The sequence below is a fragment of the Cellulosimicrobium sp. 4261 genome, assembly GCF_040546915.1.
GTDB classification, from domain to species: Bacteria; Actinomycetota; Actinomycetes; order Actinomycetales; family Cellulomonadaceae; genus Cellulosimicrobium; species Cellulosimicrobium cinnabarinum.
On sequence record NZ_JBEPOQ010000003.1, the window covers coordinates 79,754 to 98,535 of the forward strand.

18 protein-coding genes are annotated in these 18,782 nt (G+C 77.0%); 6 read left to right on the plus strand and 12 right to left on the minus strand.

Annotated elements, in window-relative coordinates; genetic code table 11:
• Positions 1-4: 4 nt before the first annotated feature.
• A complete protein-coding gene (locus ABIE39_RS04915; RefSeq protein ID WP_168944725.1) occupies positions 5-1,147 on the minus strand; it encodes a LacI family DNA-binding transcriptional regulator in 1,143 nt (380 codons plus the stop codon).
• Positions 1,148-1,219: 72 nt separating this feature from the next.
• Between ABIE39_RS04915 and ABIE39_RS04920 the strand changes: the two genes are divergently transcribed.
• The 3 genes from ABIE39_RS04920 to ABIE39_RS04930 all read left to right on the plus strand — a co-directional run bounded on the left by ABIE39_RS04920 (position 1,220) and on the right by ABIE39_RS04930 (position 5,497).
• Positions 1,220-2,821, plus strand: a complete 1,602-nt coding sequence (locus ABIE39_RS04920) for an MFS transporter (RefSeq protein WP_354050681.1) — start codon at positions 1,220-1,222, stop codon at positions 2,819-2,821.
• Positions 2,818-4,131, plus strand: a complete 1,314-nt coding sequence (locus tag ABIE39_RS04925; RefSeq protein ID WP_354050683.1) for an MFS transporter — start codon at positions 2,818-2,820, stop codon at positions 4,129-4,131. The genes ABIE39_RS04920 and ABIE39_RS04925 overlap by 4 nt, the downstream gene beginning before the upstream one ends.
• Before the next feature lie 148 nt (positions 4,132-4,279).
• Positions 4,280-5,497 carry a UDP-N-acetylmuramate dehydrogenase gene (locus tag ABIE39_RS04930; protein WP_502914835.1) on the plus strand — a complete coding sequence of 406 codons (1,218 nt, stop codon included), beginning with the start codon at positions 4,280-4,282 and terminating at the stop codon, positions 5,495-5,497.
• 18 nt (positions 5,498-5,515) lie between these two features.
• Here the strand turns inward: ABIE39_RS04930 and ABIE39_RS04935 are convergent, their stop codons facing one another.
• From ABIE39_RS04935 to ABIE39_RS04945, 3 genes are all read right to left on the minus strand, one after another.
• Positions 5,516-6,520, minus strand: a complete 1,005-nt coding sequence (locus ABIE39_RS04935; RefSeq protein WP_255436994.1) for a L,D-transpeptidase family protein — start codon at positions 6,518-6,520, stop codon at positions 5,516-5,518.
• Between the two features lie 145 nt (positions 6,521-6,665).
• On the minus strand, positions 6,666-7,061 hold the full coding sequence (locus ABIE39_RS04940) for a GntR family transcriptional regulator (protein ID WP_074809358.1): 396 nt from the start codon (positions 7,059-7,061) through the stop codon (positions 6,666-6,668).
• A complete protein-coding gene (locus tag ABIE39_RS04945) occupies positions 7,054-8,007 on the minus strand; it encodes a hypothetical protein (RefSeq protein ID WP_209827113.1) in 954 nt (317 codons plus the stop codon). Before ABIE39_RS04945 ends, ABIE39_RS04940 begins: the two co-directional genes overlap by 8 nt.
• A 148-nt stretch (positions 8,008-8,155) precedes the next feature.
• On the opposite strand from ABIE39_RS04945, the gene ABIE39_RS04950 reads away from it, so the two are divergent.
• Both ABIE39_RS04950 and ABIE39_RS04955 read left to right on the plus strand, forming a co-directional pair.
• Positions 8,156-9,484 carry an aminoglycoside phosphotransferase family protein gene (locus tag ABIE39_RS04950; protein ID WP_354050686.1) on the plus strand — a complete coding sequence of 443 codons (1,329 nt, stop codon included), beginning with the start codon at positions 8,156-8,158 and terminating at the stop codon, positions 9,482-9,484.
• Positions 9,485-9,548: 64 nt separating this feature from the next.
• Complete coding sequence (locus tag ABIE39_RS04955) at positions 9,549-9,941, plus strand: hypothetical protein (protein WP_209827115.1); 393 nt, start codon at positions 9,549-9,551, stop codon at positions 9,939-9,941.
• 73 nt (positions 9,942-10,014) lie between these two features.
• On the opposite strand, the gene ABIE39_RS04960 is transcribed toward ABIE39_RS04955, so the two are convergent.
• Genes ABIE39_RS04960 through ABIE39_RS04970 form a run of 3 tightly spaced genes read right to left on the minus strand, consistent with a single transcriptional unit; the run spans position 10,015 to position 12,679 of the window.
• Positions 10,015-10,689, minus strand: a complete 675-nt coding sequence (locus tag ABIE39_RS04960) for a winged helix-turn-helix domain-containing protein (RefSeq protein WP_175007829.1) — start codon at positions 10,687-10,689, stop codon at positions 10,015-10,017.
• Positions 10,686-12,365, minus strand: coding sequence for a sensor histidine kinase (locus tag ABIE39_RS04965; protein WP_354050689.1), 1,680 nt, complete (start codon positions 12,363-12,365; stop codon positions 10,686-10,688). The genes ABIE39_RS04960 and ABIE39_RS04965 overlap by 4 nt, the downstream gene beginning before the upstream one ends.
• Positions 12,362-12,679 (minus strand): hypothetical protein, encoded by a 318-nt coding sequence (locus ABIE39_RS04970; RefSeq protein WP_354050690.1) that lies wholly within the window; start codon positions 12,677-12,679, stop codon positions 12,362-12,364. Before ABIE39_RS04970 ends, ABIE39_RS04965 begins: the two co-directional genes overlap by 4 nt.
• A 121-nt stretch (positions 12,680-12,800) precedes the next feature.
• Here ABIE39_RS04970 and ABIE39_RS04975 point away from each other — a divergent pair, with 121 nt between their 5' ends.
• Positions 12,801-13,571: a methyltransferase domain-containing protein gene (locus ABIE39_RS04975; protein ID WP_175007831.1), complete on the plus strand. Its 771-nt coding sequence runs from the start codon at positions 12,801-12,803 to the stop codon at positions 13,569-13,571.
• Between the two features lie 48 nt (positions 13,572-13,619).
• Here ABIE39_RS04975 and ABIE39_RS04980 read toward each other — a convergent pair whose 3' ends face one another.
• The 5 genes from ABIE39_RS04980 to ABIE39_RS05000 form a co-directional block, all read right to left on the minus strand.
• Positions 13,620-14,639, minus strand: a complete 1,020-nt coding sequence (locus ABIE39_RS04980; RefSeq protein WP_108049237.1) for an adenosine deaminase — start codon at positions 14,637-14,639, stop codon at positions 13,620-13,622.
• 114 nt (positions 14,640-14,753) lie between these two features.
• Positions 14,754-15,425 (minus strand): response regulator, encoded by a 672-nt coding sequence (locus ABIE39_RS04985; protein ID WP_209827117.1) that lies wholly within the window; start codon positions 15,423-15,425, stop codon positions 14,754-14,756.
• Positions 15,422-16,738 (minus strand): sensor histidine kinase, encoded by a 1,317-nt coding sequence (locus ABIE39_RS04990; protein ID WP_354050692.1) that lies wholly within the window; start codon positions 16,736-16,738, stop codon positions 15,422-15,424. Before ABIE39_RS04990 ends, ABIE39_RS04985 begins: the two co-directional genes overlap by 4 nt.
• Positions 16,725-17,582, minus strand: a complete 858-nt coding sequence (locus ABIE39_RS04995) for an ABC transporter permease (RefSeq protein WP_354050694.1) — start codon at positions 17,580-17,582, stop codon at positions 16,725-16,727. The genes ABIE39_RS04990 and ABIE39_RS04995 overlap by 14 nt, the downstream gene beginning before the upstream one ends.
• Positions 17,579-18,586 carry an ATP-binding cassette domain-containing protein gene (locus tag ABIE39_RS05000; protein ID WP_175007835.1) on the minus strand — a complete coding sequence of 336 codons (1,008 nt, stop codon included), beginning with the start codon at positions 18,584-18,586 and terminating at the stop codon, positions 17,579-17,581. Before ABIE39_RS05000 ends, ABIE39_RS04995 begins: the two co-directional genes overlap by 4 nt.
• Positions 18,587-18,782 lie beyond the last annotated feature (196 nt).

An 18,782-nucleotide genomic window follows, 5' to 3' on the forward strand; every position in this document is an offset into this window, starting at 1 on the left:
GGCGTCAGGTGGTGGGGGCGGGGCCCGTCGTCGTCCCCACCACCAGCTCGACGTCGAGCTCGACCGTGGTGGGCGCCTCGCCCGCGAGCTGGCGGATGACGGCCAGCCCCAGCTCCGCGCCCTTGCGGGCGAGCGGCTGGTGCACGCTCGTCAGCACGTCGGGTGCCAGCCAGGGGAGGTCGAGCCCGTCGAAGCCCGCGACCGAGACGTCGTCGGGCACGCGCAGCCCGAGCTCGCGCGCGGCGAGCAGCGCGCCGGCCGCGAGGAGGTCGGAGTGGGCGATGACGGCGGTCGGCCGGGTCGCGGGATCGGCCGGCTCGGTCGTGCCGTCGGCTGCGGGGCGGCCGAGCAGGGCGAGCGTCGCGGAACGGCCGTGCTCGACGAGCGAGGCCTCGGTCTCCCAGCTCGCGACGGGCTCGACGACGTCGCGCACGCCCGCGAGGCGGTTGGCCGTCGGGGTCCGGTCCACCTGGGCCAGCCGCGCGGCGTCGAGCGGTCCGCTGCGGTCCGAGGTGTCGAGGGGGAGCGAGACCTCGGCGATGCGCGTGTGCCCGAGCTCGACCAGGTGCCGCACGGCGTCCGCGGTGCCGACGCGGTCGTGGATGAGGACGAGCGGGGCGCCCTCGACGGGCCGGCCCTCGCCGACGACGACGGGCACGCCGCGCCGCTGGAGCGCGGCGAGCGTCGCGTCGTCCGTGCCGACCCCCCACACGAGCACCGCGACGTCCATGGCGGCGCTCTCGACGAGCGGGTCGACGGCGCGCGCGGGGTCGTCGGACGGGATGCCGGGGATGAGCAGCACGCCGAGGCCGTTCTCGCCCAGGGTCGAGACGAGGCCGTCGAGCACCTGGACGGCGACGGGGTCGCGGAACGCGCGGCGGAGCTGGTCGCCGACGACGACGCCCACGACTCCCGACCGGCCCGAGCGGAGCTGGCGGCCCAGCGGGTTCGGTCCCGTGTACCCGAGCTCCTTCGCCGCGTCGAGGACGCGCGCGCGGGTCTCCGGGGTGATCGGGCCGGCGCCGGAGAACGCGAGCGACGCCGTCGAGACGGAGACCCCCGCGAGCTCGGCGACCTTGGCGAGCGTGGGCCGGTGAGCCGGCGCGGCGGGCGCCGCGGGCTCCCGGTTCCCGGGGGTGTCGCTCATCACGCTCCCTGCCTCCCGCGTGCGCGGGATTCTCGATTGACGCGCGGCCAGCGTACCCGCACACTGGTGACCATGCCTCGAATCGATTCGAAGCGCACTCTCGTCCGTCGGATCGAATCGATTCGAGGAGGTGCTGCGCAGTTCTCGTCCGGCCCCGCGTCCGACGCCCGCGCCCTGGCCAGGGCCCGCTGGGTGCTCCTCGGGGTGTTCGCGCTCAACGGCGTCATGATGTCGAGCTGGCTCGCGCGCCTCCCGTCCGTGCGCGACGCGCTCGGCCTCGGCCCCGCGGACCTCGGCGTCGTGCTCCTCGCGGGCGCCGTCGGTGCGCTCCTCACGGTCACCGCGGCCGGGCCCTTCGTCACGCGGTTCGGCGGCCGGGTCGCGTTCGCCGTCTCGGCGGGCCTGTTCGGCGTCGCGTTCCTCCTGCTGGGGCTCGGCCCCGTGACCGGGTCGGTCGCGCTCCTCGCCGCGGGCATCTTCGTCAACGGCATGGCGTTCTCGCTCGGCAACGTGCCGATGAACGTGGAGAGCGCGGGCATCGAGCGTCGCGTCGGGCGCACGATCCTTCCCCAGTTCCACGCCGCGTTCTCCGTCGGCGCCGTCGTGGGCTCGCTGGTCGGTGCGGCCTGCGCCCACGCCGAGGTGCCTGTCGTCGTGCAGTTCGTCGCGACCGGGGTCGTGGCCACGGTGTGGCGGCTCGCCGCGATCCCCGCCACGGTCCACGACACGCTCCCACTGCGGACCCCCGCGCCCGGCACCGCGGCGCCGGACCCGGTCGACGCGCTCGGCGACGCCGTCGTCGACGTCGAGACGGCGGGCCTGCGCGCGCGCCTCGCCCGGCGCGGTGCCCGGCTCGGCGCCGCGCTGTCGGCGTGGCGCGAGCCCCGCACCCTGCTCATCGGGCTCGTCATCCTCTCGGCCGCGCTCTCCGAGGGCTCCGCCAACGACTGGCTGTCGCTCGCCGTCGTGGACGGGTTCGCGCAGACCGAGGCCGTCGGCGCCGTCGTGTTCGGCACGTTCGTCGCCGCCATGACCGTCATGCGTCTCGCGGGCACGCGTCTCATCGACCGGTTCGGCCGCGTCACCGTGCTCCGCGCGTCGGGCGTCGCGTCGATCGCCGGGCTCGTGCTCTTCGGGTTCGCGCCGACGCTCCAGCTCGCGGGAGTCGGGGTCGTCCTGTGGGGCTTCGGAGCCGCCCTCGCGGTGCCCGTCGGGATCGCCGCGGCGTCCGACGAGCCGCTGCGGGCCGCGAGCCGGGTCTCGGTCGTCTCGGCGTTCTCCTCGATGGCGTCGCTCGCCGCGCCGCCGCTCCTCGGCCTCGCCGCCGAGGCGATGGGCGCGCGCCACGCGCTCGTCCTCATCGTCGCCGCGATGGTCCTCAGCGTCCTGCTGGCCCGCCAGGTCGCGCCCCTGGGCACCGCCGCCGCCCGCGCGGCGCGCCCGGTGCGCGGCACGGACGACGCCGGACCCGTCGCGGTGCAGGATGGTCCGGTGGACGTCCCGACCGGCGGCGCGCACGTCACGTCCGACGAGGGCACGCCCCGTCCTCGGCGGCCCCGCCGACCGTGGCGGAGCGTCAGCGCCGGGACCCCCACCGCCCACCGGGCCGCGCGCGCCGCGTCCCGCCGCCCCCGCAACCGCCCGGCGCACCGCCGCGAGGAGACCTCCGCATGACCACCGCCCGTCCTGACCGCCGTGTCGTCGCCCTCGCGACGTGGGCTGTATTCGCCGTCTTCTTCCTCAACGGCTTCAACTTCGCGACGTGGGCCTCCCGCCTGCCCGCGGTGCGGGACTCGCTCGGCTTCACCGAGGCGCAGATGGGTCTCCTGCTGCTCTTCATGGCCGTCGGGTCGCTGCTCGCGCTGCCCCTGTCCGGTATGGTCGTCCAGCGCCTCGGCGCCTCGAAGGCCGTCACGGTCTTCGCCGTCGCCAACGTCGTCGGGCTCGTCACCGCGGTCACGGGCGTCGCGACGGGGGAGGACGTCGTCGTGCGCGTCGGGCTGTTCCTCGCGGGGATCGGCACGGGCGTGTGGGACGCGGCGATGAACCTCGAGGGCGCCGCCGTCGAGCAGCGGCTCGGCAAGGCGATCATGCCGCGCTTCCACGCCGGGTTCTCGTTCGGCACCATGGCCGGCGCCGGCGTCGGCGCGCTCATGGCCGCTTTCCACGTGCCGGTCCAGGCGCACCTCACCGCCGCCGTCGTGCTGAGCCTCGTCGGCGTCCTGTGGTGCGTGCGGTTCTTCCTCCCGGCGGGCCAGGTGGACCACGCGGTCGCCGACTCCGTCGAGGACGCGACCGGCGCCGACCCCGCCGCCGCGGCCGGGAGCGGGTCGTCGCACGGCAGCGGCAAGGACCCGCGCGGGGCCCTCAGCGCGTGGACCGAGCCGCGCACGCTCCTCATCGGCCTCGTCGTGCTCGCCGCCGCGCTCACCGAGGGCGCGGCGAACGACTGGGTGAGCCTCGCCGTCGTCGACGGCTTCGGCACGTCCGACGCGATGGGCGCCGTCGGCCTCGCCGTCTTCCTCACCGCCATGACCGGGATGCGCCTGCTCGGGACCGGGCTGCTCGACCGCTACGGCCGCGTCGCCGTCCTGCGCCTCGGTGCGGGGCTCGCGCTGCTGGGCCTGCTCGTGTTCACGCTGTCCCCGAACCTCTGGGTCGCGCTCGTCGGCGTCGTGGCGTGGGGCATGGGCGCCGCGCTCGGGTTCCCCGTGGGGATGAGCGCCGCGTCCGACGACCCGGCACGCGCCGCGGTGCGCGTGAGCGTCGTCGCGACCATCGGGTACTCCGCGTTCTTCATGGGCCCGCCGCTCATCGGCTTCCTCGCCGAGCACGTCGGCTACCGCGGCGCGCTCCTCGTGATCGCGGTGCCCGTCGTCGTCGGCCTGCTCGTCGTCGGCGCGACCCGCCCGCTCCCCACGGCCGCGGGCACCGCGGGCCGGCAGGCCACGCAGCGCACCGACCGCGCCGGGCGCGCCGACTGAGGGTCGTCCCGGCCCTCCGGGCGGCGCCCGGTCGACCGCCGTTCTCGCTCGGCGCAGCGGGCGAGCGCGGGAGGCGCGGCCCGGGCCGGGGAACCCGAACTACGCTGGACGCGTGACCTGTGAACCCGCCGCCCCCGTGGACCGTGACCTGCCCGAGATCGTCGGGACCGCTCCGGGGCTGCGCCCCGAGGCCGTCGGGACGCCGTCGCTCGCCGAGCTGACGACGCTGCGCGTGGGCGGCCCGGCGGACCGCTACCTCGAGGCGCACAGCGAGGCCGAGCTGCTGGAGATCGTGCGGGCCGCCGACGAGGCGGGGGAGCCGCTCCTCGTCGTCGGAGGGGGCTCGAACCTGCTCGTGGGCGACGAGGGGTTCGGCGGTGTCGTCGTGCGCGACCTGCGGCGCGGGATCACCGTCGACGCGGAGGACTCGTGCGGTGGCGCGAGCTTCCACGCCCCGGCGGGCCAGGACTGGGACGAGCTCGTGGCACGCGCGGTCGCGGAGGAGTGGGTCGGGGTCGAGGCGCTGTCGGGCATCCCCGGCACCGTGGGCGCGGCGCCGGTCCAGAACATCGGCGCGTACGGGCAGGACGTCGCGGGCGTGATCTCGACGGTCCGGGTCTGGGACCGCGCGCGCTCGCGCGTGCGCACGCTCGCCCTGGGCGAGCTCGCGTTCGGCTACCGGACGTCGCTGCTCAAGCGCAGCATGCACGTGGACGCCGGCGCCGGGTCGGACGACGACGGCCCCTGGTACCCGTCACCGCGCTACGTCGTGCTGGACGTCGGCTTCCAGGCGCGCCTGGGGTCGCTGTCGGCGCCGGTCGCGTACCCGGAGCTCGCCCGCACGCTCGACGTCCAGGTCGGGGACCGCGCACCGAGCGCTGACGTGCGCGCCGCGGTGCTCGCCCTGCGTGCGCGCAAGGGCATGCTGCTCGACGGCGTCGGCCCCGACGGCGACCCCGCGGCGGGGCCCGACCACGACCGCTGGAGCGCGGGGTCGTTCTTCACCAACCCCGTCGTCCCGGCCGAGCAGGCGGACCTGCTCCCGGCCGAGGCCCCGCGGTACCCGGTCCGCACGGCGACCCCGACCCGGACCACCGGCCCGAGCCTGGGCGAGATCGACCCGACGCTCGTGAAGACGTCGGCCGCGTGGCTCATCGAGCACGCGGGCTTCACCAAGGGGTTCGGCGTGCACGGCCCGTCGAGCCTCGCGCGGCTGTCCACGAAGCACACCCTCGCGCTGACGAACCGCGGCGGGGCGAGCGCGGAGGACGTCGTCGAGCTCGCGCGCGCGGTGCGTGACGGCGTCGTCGAGGCGTTCGGCGTCGAGCTCGTGCCGGAGCCGGTGCTCGTGGGCGTCGCGCTCTGACTCAGCGAGGGGCCGGGCTCAGTAGACGAGGACCGTCGTGCCGGGGTCGGCGCGCCAGGTGTCCCAGAGCCAGTTCATCGCCGAGTTCGCGACGCGGACGCACCCGTGCGACGCGGGCCACGGCGGGATCGACCCCGACCCGTGCACCGCGATCCCCCCGGTGAAGAACTTGGGGCGCCACATGTCGCCGAGCTCGAGGCTCGACGAGTGGTTCCCGTCGACCTGCCGGCCCACCTGGAACGTGCCGCGTGGCGTGCTGGCGCGGTAGGTGCGCCCCTTCGCCTCGTACGACTCCCCGTTCCCGGACGACGCGTTGACCACCGTGACGACGCGACCGTCCTCGACGGCGAGCAGGAGCTGGCGGTCGAGGTCGATCTCGACGACCTTGCCCGACCCGCTGCGCGGCTGCGGCGTGACGCCCTCGTCGAGCGCGGCCTGGGTCGCGGGCCCGACGACGCCGTCGCGCGAGAGGCCCGCCGCCTTCTGCAGGGCCCACACGGCCTGCTGGGTGCCGCCGCCGAAGTCGCCGTCGGGTGCGCCGATGAAGTAGCCGAGGTCGGCCAGGCGCTGCTGGAGCGCGACGACACGCTCGCCGGTCGCCCCGCGCGCCAGCTCGACCGGCTCCGGCGGTGCCTCGGGCGTCGGCTCCGGCGCGGGCTCGGCGGCGGGCGGCGGCGTGCTGGGCTCGGGCGTCTCGGTGGGCGTCGGCTCGGGCTCGGGCGTCTCGGTGGGGGTGGGCTCCGGCGTCGTGGTCGGCGCGGACGGGCTCGGGCTCGTCGGCTCCGGCGACGCCGGGCTCTCCGAGGCCGACGGCGTCCGGCCGGGCTCCATGTCGGGCAGGCCCGCCTGGCAGCCCGCGAGGGCCAGCGCGGCGGCGAGCGCGGGCACGACGGCGCGCGCGACCACCCGCCGGACGGGGCCGCGACGGCGTGCTGCCGCCGCCGGCCGCGTCCCGGGCGCGGTCGCCACCGGGGTCGCCGCCGCGGTCGCCACCGCGGTCGAGCGGACGGTTCGCTGCTCCACCTGGTCCCCCTTCGTCTGGCGCGGCGTCGCCGCGGAGTCCATCATGCGCCGTGCACCGCGCCCCGACGGGCGACGGTACCGGTTCGCGGTGGATCGTGACCCGGTCGTGACGCACGGACCGCGGCGCCGGTCGGCCGGGGCCAGGTCAGTGCGGTGCGGCCCGGTCCGTCCCGGGCTCGCCGAGCAGCGCCCCGCGCAGGACGTCGACGATCGCGTCGTCGGACAGCCCGGCCTCGCGGCCGGCGCGCACGAGCTCGTGCGCGGCGTGGCGCGCGGCGACGTCCGTGGGGGAGACGCCGTCGGCCACGACGGTCCCGGCGCGGCGACGCGTCGTGACGACCCCCGCCGCCTCGAGCTCCCGGTACGCGCGGGCCACCGTCCCGGGGGCGAGCCCGAGGTCGGTCGCGAGCGCGCGGATCGTCGGGAGGCGGTCGCCGACGCGCAGGCGCCCGGCGGCGACGTGCGCGACGACCTGGCTCCGGATCTGCTCGTAGGGGGCCAGGCCGGTGCGCAGGTCGATCTCGACGCGGAGCTCACCCATCGCCACGCCCGTGCCCCGCGGACGCCGGGGCGGCGGCCTCCGCGTCGGGGTCGGGGGCGGGCCGCACGCCGACGGCGATCGCCACGAGGGCGATCGCGACGGCGACGGCCACGAGCACGGCCGCCCCGGGGTAGCCCGCCCGGGCTGCGGCGTTCGCGCCGTAGGCGAGCGTTCCGGCCGCGGTGAGCCCGAGCGCGAGCTGGGTGCCGCGCAGGACGCGGTGCGCGGACGCGCGGCGCAACGCGACGTCCCACCCCGGCTCGACGCGCGGGACAGCGGGGCGGCGCGCGACCAGCCGGAGCACCCCCTCCGCGCCGGCCACGAGCAGCACCGCGCCGGCCGCGAGCCAGACCCCGTAGAACCACCCGGGGTAGGGGCTCGTCGTCGAGGTGACGTCGCCGAGCACGCGCGTCACGGACCGCCCGTCCGCCCCGGCGGTGAGGCCGCCGACCGCGGTGAGCACGAGCACGAGGGCACCGAGGGCCCAGGTGAGGCGGCGCAGGCCGCGCGGCGCGACGTCGGCCACGGTGCGGGGCCGCAGCGTGGCCGCCCGGACCGCCGTGCGCTGGCGCGGCCACGTGCGCTCGCCCACGGCGTGCGCCCCGAGGAACGCCAGGCCGACGAGCGCGGGGGAGAGCCCCACGAGCACGCCCTCCGCGAGTCCGCCGACGGCGGTCGTCACGGCCTGCACGAGGACGACCCCGACGAGCGCGGCGGCGGTCGCCGCGGCGACGCTCACGGTCGTCGCGTGCCGTCGCGCGGCGCGACGCACCGGGTCCCCGTCGGCGAGCCCGTGCAGCGCGGGCGCCGGCTCGCGCGTCAGTGCGCGCACGACGAGCACCACGAGAGCTCCGACGCCCGCGAGCGCGGCGAGGGCGACGACGCTCCAGACCAGGTCGTACCCGGCAGGGAGGAACAGCGCGACCCCGCCCGGCTCCTCCGTCACGTTTTGTGTCAACACAACGGTACATTCGCACGCCGGCCGCGCCCGGGTCAAGGGTGTGCCGCTCCGGGCCCGTCCTTCGGCGTTCGGGATGAGAGGACTCTCATCGGGCTCTCACCCCGGGCACACGCGCGCACGATGCCCTGGGCCCATGACGATCGCCCTCGCCGCCCCCGACCAGCGCGCCTGGCTCGACCTGCTCACCGGGCCCGAGGCGGAAGGGCTGCTCGCCGCGGCGCTCGGGGCCGACGGCGCCGGGCTCGGCACGTGGCGCGTCCACCAGGTGCACGCGCGCCCCGGTGCGGAGGTCACCGTCGGGTACGACGTCGTCGCCCGCCGCAGGCTCCCGGCCCGGCCCGGCGGGGCGGTGGCGTCCGTCGACGCGACCGCGTACCTGCTCGCGACGACCGCGCCCCTCCCGCCCGACGCCGTCGGGCCGGGCGTCGCGCGCCTGGACGACGGGCCGCGCGTCGTGCACGTGTGGCGGCACCCGGCCGACCCGTTGCTGCCCGCGCTCGCGGCGGCGTGCGACGCGCCCGGGCTCACGCGCCGCCTGGACGACGCCGGCGTGCTCGCCCCGGGCGAGGTCGTCGAGTCCGTCGCGATGGTCGCCTACCGGCCGCTGCGCCGCGCGGTCCTCCGCGCCCGGACGCCCGTGCGGACGCTCTACGTCAAGGTCGTCCGGCCCGGCCGGGCACGCGCGCTCGCGCGCCGCCACGACCTCTTCGAGGACGGGGCCGTGCGTGCCCCGCGGTGCCTCGCCCGGGACGACGACGGACTCGTGGTCCTCGAGGAGGCGCGCGGCCCGTCGCTCGCGCAGCACCTCGCGGCGTCGGGTCCGGCCGCGCAGCCGGGGGCGATCGACCCGCGCGAGCTGCTCCGCGCGCTCGACGCGCTGCCCGCGCGTGCGACGACGCTGCGCCGCCGGCCCGCGTGGGCGGAGCGCGTGGAGCACTACGCGACGTCGGCGCTCGCGGTCCACGGCCTCGACGCCGAGCGTGTGCGGCGCGTCGCGCGCGCCGTCGGCGACGCGGTCGCGACGCGGGACCCGGGCCCCGTGGTCGCGACGCACGGCGACTTCTACGAGGCGAACGTCCTGCTCGCCGCGGGCTCGGACGCCGACGACGGCCCGGGGACGACGGCCCGGCCGCGCGTGGCCGTGCTGCTCGACGTGGACACGCTCGGGCCGGGCCACCGCGTGGACGACCTCGCGTGCCTCGTCGGGCACCTCGCCGTCCTGCCCGCGCTGGCGCCGGCCGTGTACGGGGGCGTGGGCGATCTCGTCGAGCGGTGCCTCGCGGTGTTCGGCGCCGCCGTCGACCCGGTGGGCCTGCGCGCCCGGGCCGCGGGCGTCGTGCTGTCCCTCGTGCCGGGCGCCGGTTCGCGCGAGCTCGCGGAGGCCTGGCTCGCGGTCGCCGAAGGGCTGCTCCCGCTTCCTGAGAGCACTCTCATGACGGCCTCCTCGGTCTCTCACGCGTGAGCGGGAGGCTCGAGACCTGCACGGCCGAGGGGTCGTGCGCACCATCGGACGAAGGAGAAGCACCATGAAGGCACGCAGCGCATGGATCGTCACCGGGGCGCTCGGCGCGGTCGGTCTCGGGGCGACGATGGCCGCCGCCCACGGCGCGCTCGACGCCCCCGACGGGGCGGTGGTCTCCCCGTCGGTCGAGGTGACGACGTCCGACGTCGCGACGGCAGCCACGACCGCGGCGGCCACCCCGAGCCCGACGGACGTCCAGAACGGGACGTCGATCACGACCGTCACCGCGAACACGTCCGGGTCGCCCGCGACCGCGGCCTCCGCCACCACGGCCCAGACCGCGAACAGCCCGGCGAGCGCGAACACCGCCCCGACGGCGAACACCGCCCCGACCGCGCAGACGGCGAGCACGCCGGCCAGCCCGGTGACGCCGCCGTCGCCGCAGTCCGCGGCCTGACCGGGGTCGGGCCTCGCCGCCCGCACCCGCGCGACGCCCGTCCCGGTCCCCCGGGGCGGGCGTCGTCGTCGGTTCAGGAGCGCCGCGACGCGTCCGCGAGGCGGTAGCCCATCCCGCGCACGGTGACGAAGTGCTCCGCGCCGAGCTTGTTGCGCAGGTACCGCACGTACACGTCCACGACGTTGGAGCCGGGGTCGAAGTCGTAGCCCCACACGCGCGACAGGAGCTGCTCGCGGGAGAGGACCTGCCCGGGGTTGCGCAGGAACGCCTCGGCGAGCGCGAACTCCCGCGCCGAGAGGTCCACCTCGCGGTCGGACGTCCGGGCCCGCCGCGTGCGCAGGTCCAGGCTCAGCGCGCCGTGCGTGAGCACCGTGACCTCGCCCGCCGGCTCGCTGCGCAGCCGGAGCCGGATGCGCGCGAGGAGCTCCTCGAAGCGGAACGGCTTGGCCATGTAGTCGTCGGCGCCGCCCTCGAGACCGGCCACGGTGTCCGTGACGGACGTGCGCGCCGTGAGGATGATGACGGGGATCGCGTTCCCGGTCTCCCGCAGCCGGCGCAGCACGGTGAAGCCGTCCTGGTCCGGCAGGCCGAGGTCGAGCACGAGGAGCGCGAAGTCGCCGCTGCTCGCGAGGTCGAACGCCTCGCGGCCCGTCGCGACCGTGGTGCTCGCGTAGCCCGCGGCGCGCAGCCCCTTGGCCACGAACGAGGCGATGCGGGTCTCGTCCTCGGCGACGAGGATCTGGCTCACCGGGTGGTCCTTCCGTCGGGGTCCGTGCCGGTCTCGGTGCCGGTCTCTGTTCTCGTCTGAGCGCCGTTCCCGGCGGGGGTGCCGTTCTCGGAGCCCGCCGCCGCGCTGGTCGGCTGCGCGCCCGGGGCGTCCGGGGGCAGCTCGGGGGTCGCGGCGGACGGCGCGGTGGGCGCGGTCGGCGCGGTGGCCCCGTAGGGGGTCGCGGCGTCGGCGGCCGTCGTGGGGTCCGCCCCGGGGACCGGGACGAGCGGCAGGTCGAGCGTGAACGTCGACCCGACGCCGGGCGTCGAGTCCACGTGGACGCGGCCGCCGTGGCCGTCGGCGATCGCGGCGACGATCGCGAGTCCCAGCCCGGCGCCCTCGGGGTGCGCCGCCCCCGGCGTCGTCGCCTGTGCGAACCGCTCGAAGACGCGGTCCTGCTGCTCGGGAGCGATCCCCACGCCCTCGTCGCGGACCCAGACGCGCACGCGCGCGCCGTCGTCGGACACGGCCGAGCCGAGCGCGACGGCCGAGCCGGGCGCCGAGAACTTCACCGCGTTGGCCGCGAGCTGGAGCAGCGCCTGCGTGAGGCGCTGCGCGTCCGCCCGGACCGTGACGTCGGCGCGCGCGTCGACGAGCCAGCGCCGGTCGCCGAGCGTGCGGACCTTGTCGTGCACGTCGTCGAGCAGGCGCCCGAGGTCCGTGTCGAGCGGGCGCACGAAGTCCGGGCGGCCGGCGGTCGCGAGCGTCACGAGGTCGTCCACGAGGCGGTTCATGCGGTCGAGCTCGTCGAGCGCGAGGTCGCGCGTCTCGGTGGTGTCGGTCGGGTCGTGCGGGTCCATGAGCTCGAGATGGCCCCGCACCACGGTGAGGGGCGTGCGCAGCTCGTGCCCGACGTCGTCGATGAGCCGGCGCTGCGAGTCGAACGCGCCCTCGAGCCGGTCGAGCATGCCGTTCACGGTGCGGGACAGGTCGGAGAGGTCGTCGTTGCCCGTGACCGGGATCCGCGCGGAGAGGTCGGTCTCGCCGATGCGCTGCGCGGTGCGCGAGAGCGTGCGGATCGGGAGCAGGAGCCGGCCGGCCACGACCCAGCCCACGACGCCGATGAGCACGAGCGCGCCGAGCGCGACGACGGCGTACGTGCGGAAGACCTGGGCGAACTCGGCGTGCTCCGCCGAGCGGTCGTAGGCGAGCACGAGCGCCGCGGGAGACCCGGCGTCCGCCCCGGTCGCGCGCACGGGCGCGACGAGCGCGCGGTAGTCCGCCGTCGCCGTCCGGACCGAGCGCAGCACCACGTGGTCGCCCGTCACGAGGGGCGACAGCGCGGCGACGAGCTCGGCGTCCTCCTCCAGGCGCAGGCGCACGTCCTGCTGCGACACGAGCGGCGCCCGACCCTCGCGGAGCCCGAGCACGCCCTCGTTGTGGGCGGGCACGGTGAGCTGGATCGACGCGACCACGACGTCGTCGGCGGACCGGAACGGCTCGCCCGTCACGGGGTTCACGCCGGAGCCCGCGACCCGCCGGAGCTCGTTCGCGCTCCGGGTGAGGCTCTCGTCGATGCGCGCGTCGAGCTGGCCGCGCTGCAGGAACCACGCGGCGCCGCCCGCGAGGAGCAGCGCCAGGGCGGACAGGCCGAGGAACGCCGCGAGCATGCGGGTGCGGACCGTCAGTCCCGCGCCGCGCGTCCGGCGCCTCACCCGTCGTCCTGGTCGTCGGTCGCGTCGTCGTCCGGGTCGTCGTCCGAGTCGGACGGGTCGTCGTCCGGGTCGTCGTCGCTCGACGGCGGGGCGGGCGTGACGCGGTCGTCGTCGTCCGCGTCGTCGTCACCGTCGTCCGTCGGGCCGGGCGCCGGGTCGGGCGTCGTCGGGGTCGTGGCCGGGGGAGCGGGCGTCACGACGACGGCGACGCCGACGTCGCGGTCCTGCGGGCGCGCGGCGAGCGCGCCGACGGCGGCGCCGGCGAGGACGACGACGAGCGCCCCCACGAGCCACGCGACGGTCCGGCGAGTCATGGACCCAGTATCGGAGAGCCGGATGAGACGCACATGAGAAGCCCGCGCGACGCACCGTGATCCCATGTATCTTGATGTCAAGATTGTTGACGTCTAGACACTACGACCGGACGGAGCCGTGATGCCCCGCGACTGGGACCCTGCCCTCTACCTCCGCCACGCCGACGAGCGCACGCGCCCGATGGCCGACCTCGTGGCGCGCGTCGCCGTCGACGCGCGCACGGTCGTCGACCTCGGGTCCGGCCCCGGCCACCTGACCCCGCTGCTGCACGCGCGCTGGCCCGAGGCCTCGATCACCGGGATCGACGCCTCGCCGGCCATGGTCGACACGGCCCGGCGCGACGCGTCCGCCCCGTGGGTGCGGTACGAGCTCGCGGACGTGCGCTCGTGGTCGCCGCCCGCGCCCGCCGACGTCCTCGTGAGCAACGCGACGCTCCAGTGGGTGCCCGACCACCTCGGCCTGCTCTCCCGGCTCGCCGACCACGTCGCCCCGGACGGCGCGCTCGCGTTCTCCGTCCCCGGCAACCACGACGCGCCGAGCCACCGGCTCCTGCGCGAGCTCGCCGCCCGGCCCCCGTTCGCCGCGCACACCGCGGGCGTCGAGCGCCCCGCGGCCCACGACCCCGAGGTCTACCTCGACGCGCTCGCGGCTCTCGGCTGGACCGTCGACGCGTGGGAGACGACGTACCTCCACGTGCTCCACGGACCGGACCCCGTGCTGCGCTGGGTCTCCGCGACGGGCGCTCGCCCCGTGCTCCAGGCGCTCCCCGACGACCTGCGGGAGGCGTTCGTCGCGCAGTACGGCGCTGCGCTGCGGGACGCGTACCCGGAGCGCGGCGCGGGCACGCTGCTGCCGTTCCGTCGCGTCTTCGTCGTCGCGACGCGCGCGTGACCCCCGCGGCGCGCCCCCGCCCTCCGGCGGCCGGCGCGCCCGCCGGCGTCAGCCCGCCGCGAGCCAGTCGTCCACGCCCGCGAGGAGCCGCCGCTTGGTGCCCGACGACGCCCGGCTCGCCCGGATCGACGACCGCGCGAGGTCGGCGAGCTCCGCGTCCGAGAATCCGTGCTCGCGCCGCGCGGTCTCGTACTGCCCGACGAGCCGGGACCCGAACAGCAGCGGGTCGTCGGCGCCGAGCGCGACCTGCGCGCCCGCGTCGACGAGCGCGCCGAGCGGCACCTGCCCCGCCTCCTCGTAGACGCCGAGCGAGACGTTCGACGCCGGGCACACCTCGAGCGCGATCCCGCGGTCCACGACGTCGTCGAGGACGCGCCGGTCCTCCGCCGACCGCACCCCGTGGCCCAGGCGGTCCGGGACCAGCTCGCGCACGACCTCGTGCACGTGGCCCGGTCCCAGGAGCTCGCCGCCGTGCGGCACCGATGCGAGCCCCGCCCGGCGCGCGATCGCGAACGCGCGCGCGAACTCGGCGGTGTCCCCGCGCCGCTCGTCGTTGCTCAGGCCGAACCCCACGACCTCGCCCGCGCCCTCGCCCGCGTACTGCGCCGCGAGCCGCGCGAGGGTCCGCGCGTCGAGCGGGTGCCGCGTGCGCGACGCCGCGACGACCACCGCGACCTCGGTCCCCGTCGCGGCGCTCGCGGACCGGGCGGCGTCGAGCACGATCTCCACGGCCGGGGTGATGCCCCCGACGAACGGCGCGTACGACGTCGGGTCCACCTGGATCTCGAGCCGCCCCGACCCCTCCGCGGCGTCGTCCTGCGCCGCCTCGAGCACGATGCGCCGCATGTCGGCCTCCGACCGCACGCACGCGCGCGCCGCGTCGTACAGCCGCTGGAACCGGAACCAGCCGCGCTCGGTCGGCGGCAGGCGCAGCGGGTCGCCGTCGACGAGCGCGTGGGGGAGCCGCACGTCGTACTGCGCGGCGAGGTCGCGCAGCGTGTCGGGTCGCATGGACCCCGTGAAGTGCAGGTGCAGGTGGGCCTTGGGGAGCGTCGCGAGGTCTCGCACAGCGGGAGTCTGTCACGGGCGCCCGGCGCCCGCCGTCGGACACCGCCCGGTCCCGCCGCAGGTCGCGCCGCAGGTCTGGGCCGCAGGTCCGGGCGTCGGTGACGCCCCCGCGCGTCACACGCCGGGGAGGAATCCGCGCTGCATCGCGACCGTCACGGCGGCGGTGCGGTCGTCCACGCCGAGCTTGGCGAAGGCCCGCAGCAGGTGCGTCTTCACGGTCGCCTCGGCGATGAACAGCTCGCGCCCGACGGCCGCGTTCGACAGCCCGCGGGCCACGAGCCGCAGCACCTCGACCTCGCGGTCCGTGAGCCGCTCCGTCCCGCGCACCGAGGTCACGAGGCGCGTCGCGACGCTCGGCGCCAGCACGGTCTGACCCCGCGCCGCGGCCCGCACGCCCGCCACGAGCTCGTCGCGCGGCGTGTCCTTGAGCAGGTAGCCCGTGGCGCCCGCCTCGACGGCCCGCAGGATGTCGGCGTCGGTCTCGTACGTCGTGAGCACGACGACGCGCGGCCCCTCGCCACCGCGCGCGTGCCCGCGGCCCGGGGCGCCGAGGATCGCCGCGGTCGCGCCGACGCCGTCGAGCACGGGCATCCGCAGGTCCATGAGCACGACGTCGGGCGCCAGCTCGCGCGCGAGCTCCACCGCCTGCGCGCCGTCGCCCGCCTCCCCGACCACCGCGAGGTCGGGCTCCGCGGCGAGCATCCCCACGATGCCCGAGCGCACGACCGGGTGGTCGTCCACCACGAGCACGCGCACCGCGCCGGCCCCGCCCGTCGTCCCCGTCACCGCACCGCTCCTCGCCTCGTCGGGGCCGCCCGGCCCGCGCCCGCGACCGCCGCGGGCAGCCGTACCGCGACGCGCGTGCCCCTGCCCGGCGCCGGGCCCACCTCGAGGCTGCCGCCCTCCGCGGCGACGCGCTCGCGCATGCCCCGCAGACCGTAGCCCTCGGCCGCGTCGCCGGGCAGCCCGCGGCCGTCGTCGCACACCTCGAGGAGGGTCCCGTCCGCGTCGTGGCGCAGCCCGACCCGCACCGCGCCCGCCCCGGCGTGGCGCCGCACGTTCGTCAGCGCCTCCTGCGCCGAGCGCAGCAGGACGACCTCCTCGGCGCTCGACAGCCCCGGGGCGTCGTCGGCCGCGAGGTCCACGGGCGTCCCCGTCTCCTCGGCGAACCGCACCGCGAGGCGGCGCAGCGCCTCCCCGAGCGTGCTGCCCTGCAACGGGGCCGGCGCGGAGGCCGCGACGAGCGCCCGGGCCTCGGCGAGGTTGTCGCGTGCCGTCGACTCGACGAGCGCGAGACGTTCGCGTGCTGCGTCCGGGGCGCCCCGGTCGAGGTCGGCGCTCGCGGCCTGCGCGAGCATGACGACGCTCGTGAACCCTTGGGCGAGCGTGTCGTGGATCTCCTGGGCGACCCGTTCACGCTCCGCGAGCACGCCCGCCTCGTGGTGCGAGCGCGCGAGCTCGGCCTGCGTCGCGCGCAGCGCGTCGACGAGGCGCGCGTGCCGCTCGGACTGGCGCATCGTGTGCGCCGTCCACAGCCCGAGGCTCAGCGCGAACGCGAGCGCGACGCCCATCTGCGGCGCGGCGCTCGCCAGCTCGTCGGGCTCGACGCGCCCCGTCGTCGGGTCGAACGCGAGCGCGAGCGCGGTGCCGGCCGCGAGCGCGACGCACAGCACGACCTGCGCCCCGAGGTGCTCCGAAAGCATCCAGATCTGCGTGAAGACGGCGAACAGCAGGAGCGTGCCGAGCGCGTCCTGCCCGACGACGACCAGCGTGCCCGCGATCGCGACGAGGAGGTAGAGGTGCGCCGGCACCTGCGCGCGCGTGCGCGCCGCGCGCCGCCCCCACGCGAGGTAGGCCAGGAGGATCGTCCCGAGCGCCGCGAGCGACACGAGCAGGGCCGTGCCGTCGACGCCCGCCGTGAGCAGCGCGAGCGCGCTGAGCACGACGATGACGTAGAACGCCACGTCCCACCAGCGCACGTCGCGCGCCCACGTGCCGTCGAGCTGGTCCGTGGCCGTGCCGTCCTCGTCTCGGGCCCCGGCCCCGGCCCCGGGCGCCGGGAGCCCGCCCGCGGGCGACGGCGGGTCAGCCGTCGTCACGGCGCCGCCACCGGAACGTCCGCGCGCCCACCACGAGCCCCACGACCAGCCATGCGACCAGTACAGCAGCGGTCGCCCCGTGCTGCCACGACCCGGACGGCTCGAGCGCCGCGGCCTGCTCGGGGAGGAAGACCGAGCGCATGCCCTGCGCCATCCACTTGAGCGGGAACACGGACGCGACGGTCTGCATCCACGTCGGCAGCGCGAAGAACGCGAAGAACACCCCAGAGATGAACTGCAGCACGAGCACGACGGGCGTGACGACCGCCGTCGCGGAGCGGCCCGACCGCGGCAGCGACGAGAACGCGACCCCGCACACGGCGCCCGCGGCGCACCCGAGCACGAACACCCAGGCGAACGTCGTGAGCCGGGTCGCGGCGTCGGGCATGTCCCACGGCATGGGGACGTCGTACACGACGGCCGCGAGGAGCAGCAGGAGCGCGGTCTGCACGAGCGAGGTCGCGAGGACCAGGCCCACCTTGCCGTAGAAGTACGCCGACGCCGGCAGCGGGGTCGCGCGCAGGCGCTTGAGCGTGCCGTCGTCACGCTCGACCGCGATCGAGATCGCGAGCGACTGGAAGCTCGTGAGCATGACGCCCGTGGCGATCATGCCCGGCAGGAAGTACTGCGCGAAGGGCACGGAGTAGCCCGCGGCGCCCTGGTCCTGGCCGTCGAAGACGGTCGCGAAGATCGCCAGCATGATGAGCGGGTAGGTGAAGATGAACACGACCGCGTCGCGCTCGCGGAAGAACCCGCGCAGCTCGGCGCGCGTGCGCTCGATGCCGAGACGGCCGGGGCCGGGCAGGGTGGCGCGCGGGGCGCGCGCGGTCGGGGCAGCGGTCACGGTCGGGCCTCCTCGGGGACGACGACGGTCGCGTCGTCGGGCGTGCGGGCAGCGGCGGGTGCGCTCGGGTCGGGTGCGGGCGACGGGTCGCCCGGAACGGCCGGCTCGCCGATGAGCTCGAGGTAGACGTCCTCGAGGCTCGGGCGCGTCACCTCGAGCCCGGGCACCTCGCCGTCCGCGTACCGCGCGGCGAGCGCCGCGACGACCGCGGTGGGGGAGTCGGTGCGCTCGGAGCGCCGGGTGCCGCCGTCGAGCCACCGCACGACCGGGCGGCGCGCCTCCGCGCCCCCGAGGCGGTCGGGCGCGTCGAGCGCGACGACCCGGCCCGCGCGCACGACCGCGGCGCGGTCGGCGAGGTGCGCCGCCTCGTCGAGGTAGTGCGTGGTGAGCAGGATCGTGGTGCCGTCCTCGCGCAGCGACCGGACGAGCGCCCAGAACGCGCGGCGGGCCTGGGGGTCGAACCCCGTCGTGGGCTCGTCGAGGAACAGCAGCTCCGGCCGCCCGACGATCCCCAGCGCGACGTCGAGCCGTCGGCGCTGCCCGCCGGACAGCTGGCGCGTGCGCGTGCGCGCCTTCTCCCGCAGCCCGACGGCGTCGATCACCTCGTCGGGGTCTCGCGACGTCGGGTAGAACGTCGCGAAGTGCCGGACGAGCTCGGTGACCGTGAGCTCGGCCTGGTCCCGCGAGTCCTGGAGGACGACGCCGATGCGCGAGCGCCAGGCGCGGCCTGCGATCTGGGGGTCCTCGCCGAGCACACGGACCTCGCCCGCGTCCCGGCGGCGGAAGCCCTCGAGGATCTCGACCGTGGTGGTCTTCCCGGCGCCGTTGGGGCCGAGGACCGCGAAGATCTCGCCGCGCTCGACGCGCAGGTCGATGCCGTCCACGGCCTGCTTGGGGCCGTAGCGCTTGCGCAGGCCGCGCACGTCCACGGCCGGTCCGTCCTGACCGGCGCCGGGGCCGGAGGCGGCCCCGCGGGGGCCTGCGGGGAGGGGTGTCGTCGTCATGGGACCAGCCTGTCGGCGCGGGGCCTCGGGCCGCGACGCCCGTTCGTCCGGACCTCGCGTCCACCGATCGGTGGACGGTGGTTCGACCAGGGGCGCCGCGTCGCGTACAGTGATCCCTCGGTGGTTGACGCCCGCCACGCTGGTCCGCGCCCGTGAGACGACTTTCGTCCGGGGAGCGAGGCCGTGCGGGGCGCCG

Coding starts and splice junctions, on each gene's coding strand:
- ABIE39_RS04915 (WP_168944725.1), bottom strand. CDS start 1,147: ATGAGCGACACCCCCGGGAACCGGGAGCCCGCGGCGCCCGCCGCGCCG.
- ABIE39_RS04920 (WP_354050681.1), top strand. CDS start 1,220: ATGCCTCGAATCGATTCGAAGCGCACTCTCGTCCGTCGGATCGAATCG.
- ABIE39_RS04925 (WP_354050683.1), top strand. CDS start 2,818: ATGACCACCGCCCGTCCTGACCGCCGTGTCGTCGCCCTCGCGACGTGG.
- ABIE39_RS04940 (WP_074809358.1), bottom strand. CDS start 7,061: ATGGGTGAGCTCCGCGTCGAGATCGACCTGCGCACCGGCCTGGCCCCC.
- ABIE39_RS04950 (WP_354050686.1), top strand. CDS start 8,156: ATGACGATCGCCCTCGCCGCCCCCGACCAGCGCGCCTGGCTCGACCTG.
- ABIE39_RS04955 (WP_209827115.1), top strand. CDS start 9,549: ATGAAGGCACGCAGCGCATGGATCGTCACCGGGGCGCTCGGCGCGGTC.
- ABIE39_RS04970 (WP_354050690.1), bottom strand. CDS start 12,679: ATGACTCGCCGGACCGTCGCGTGGCTCGTGGGGGCGCTCGTCGTCGTC.
- ABIE39_RS04975 (WP_175007831.1), top strand. CDS start 12,801: ATGCCCCGCGACTGGGACCCTGCCCTCTACCTCCGCCACGCCGACGAG.
- ABIE39_RS05000 (WP_175007835.1), bottom strand. CDS start 18,586: ATGACGACGACACCCCTCCCCGCAGGCCCCCGCGGGGCCGCCTCCGGC.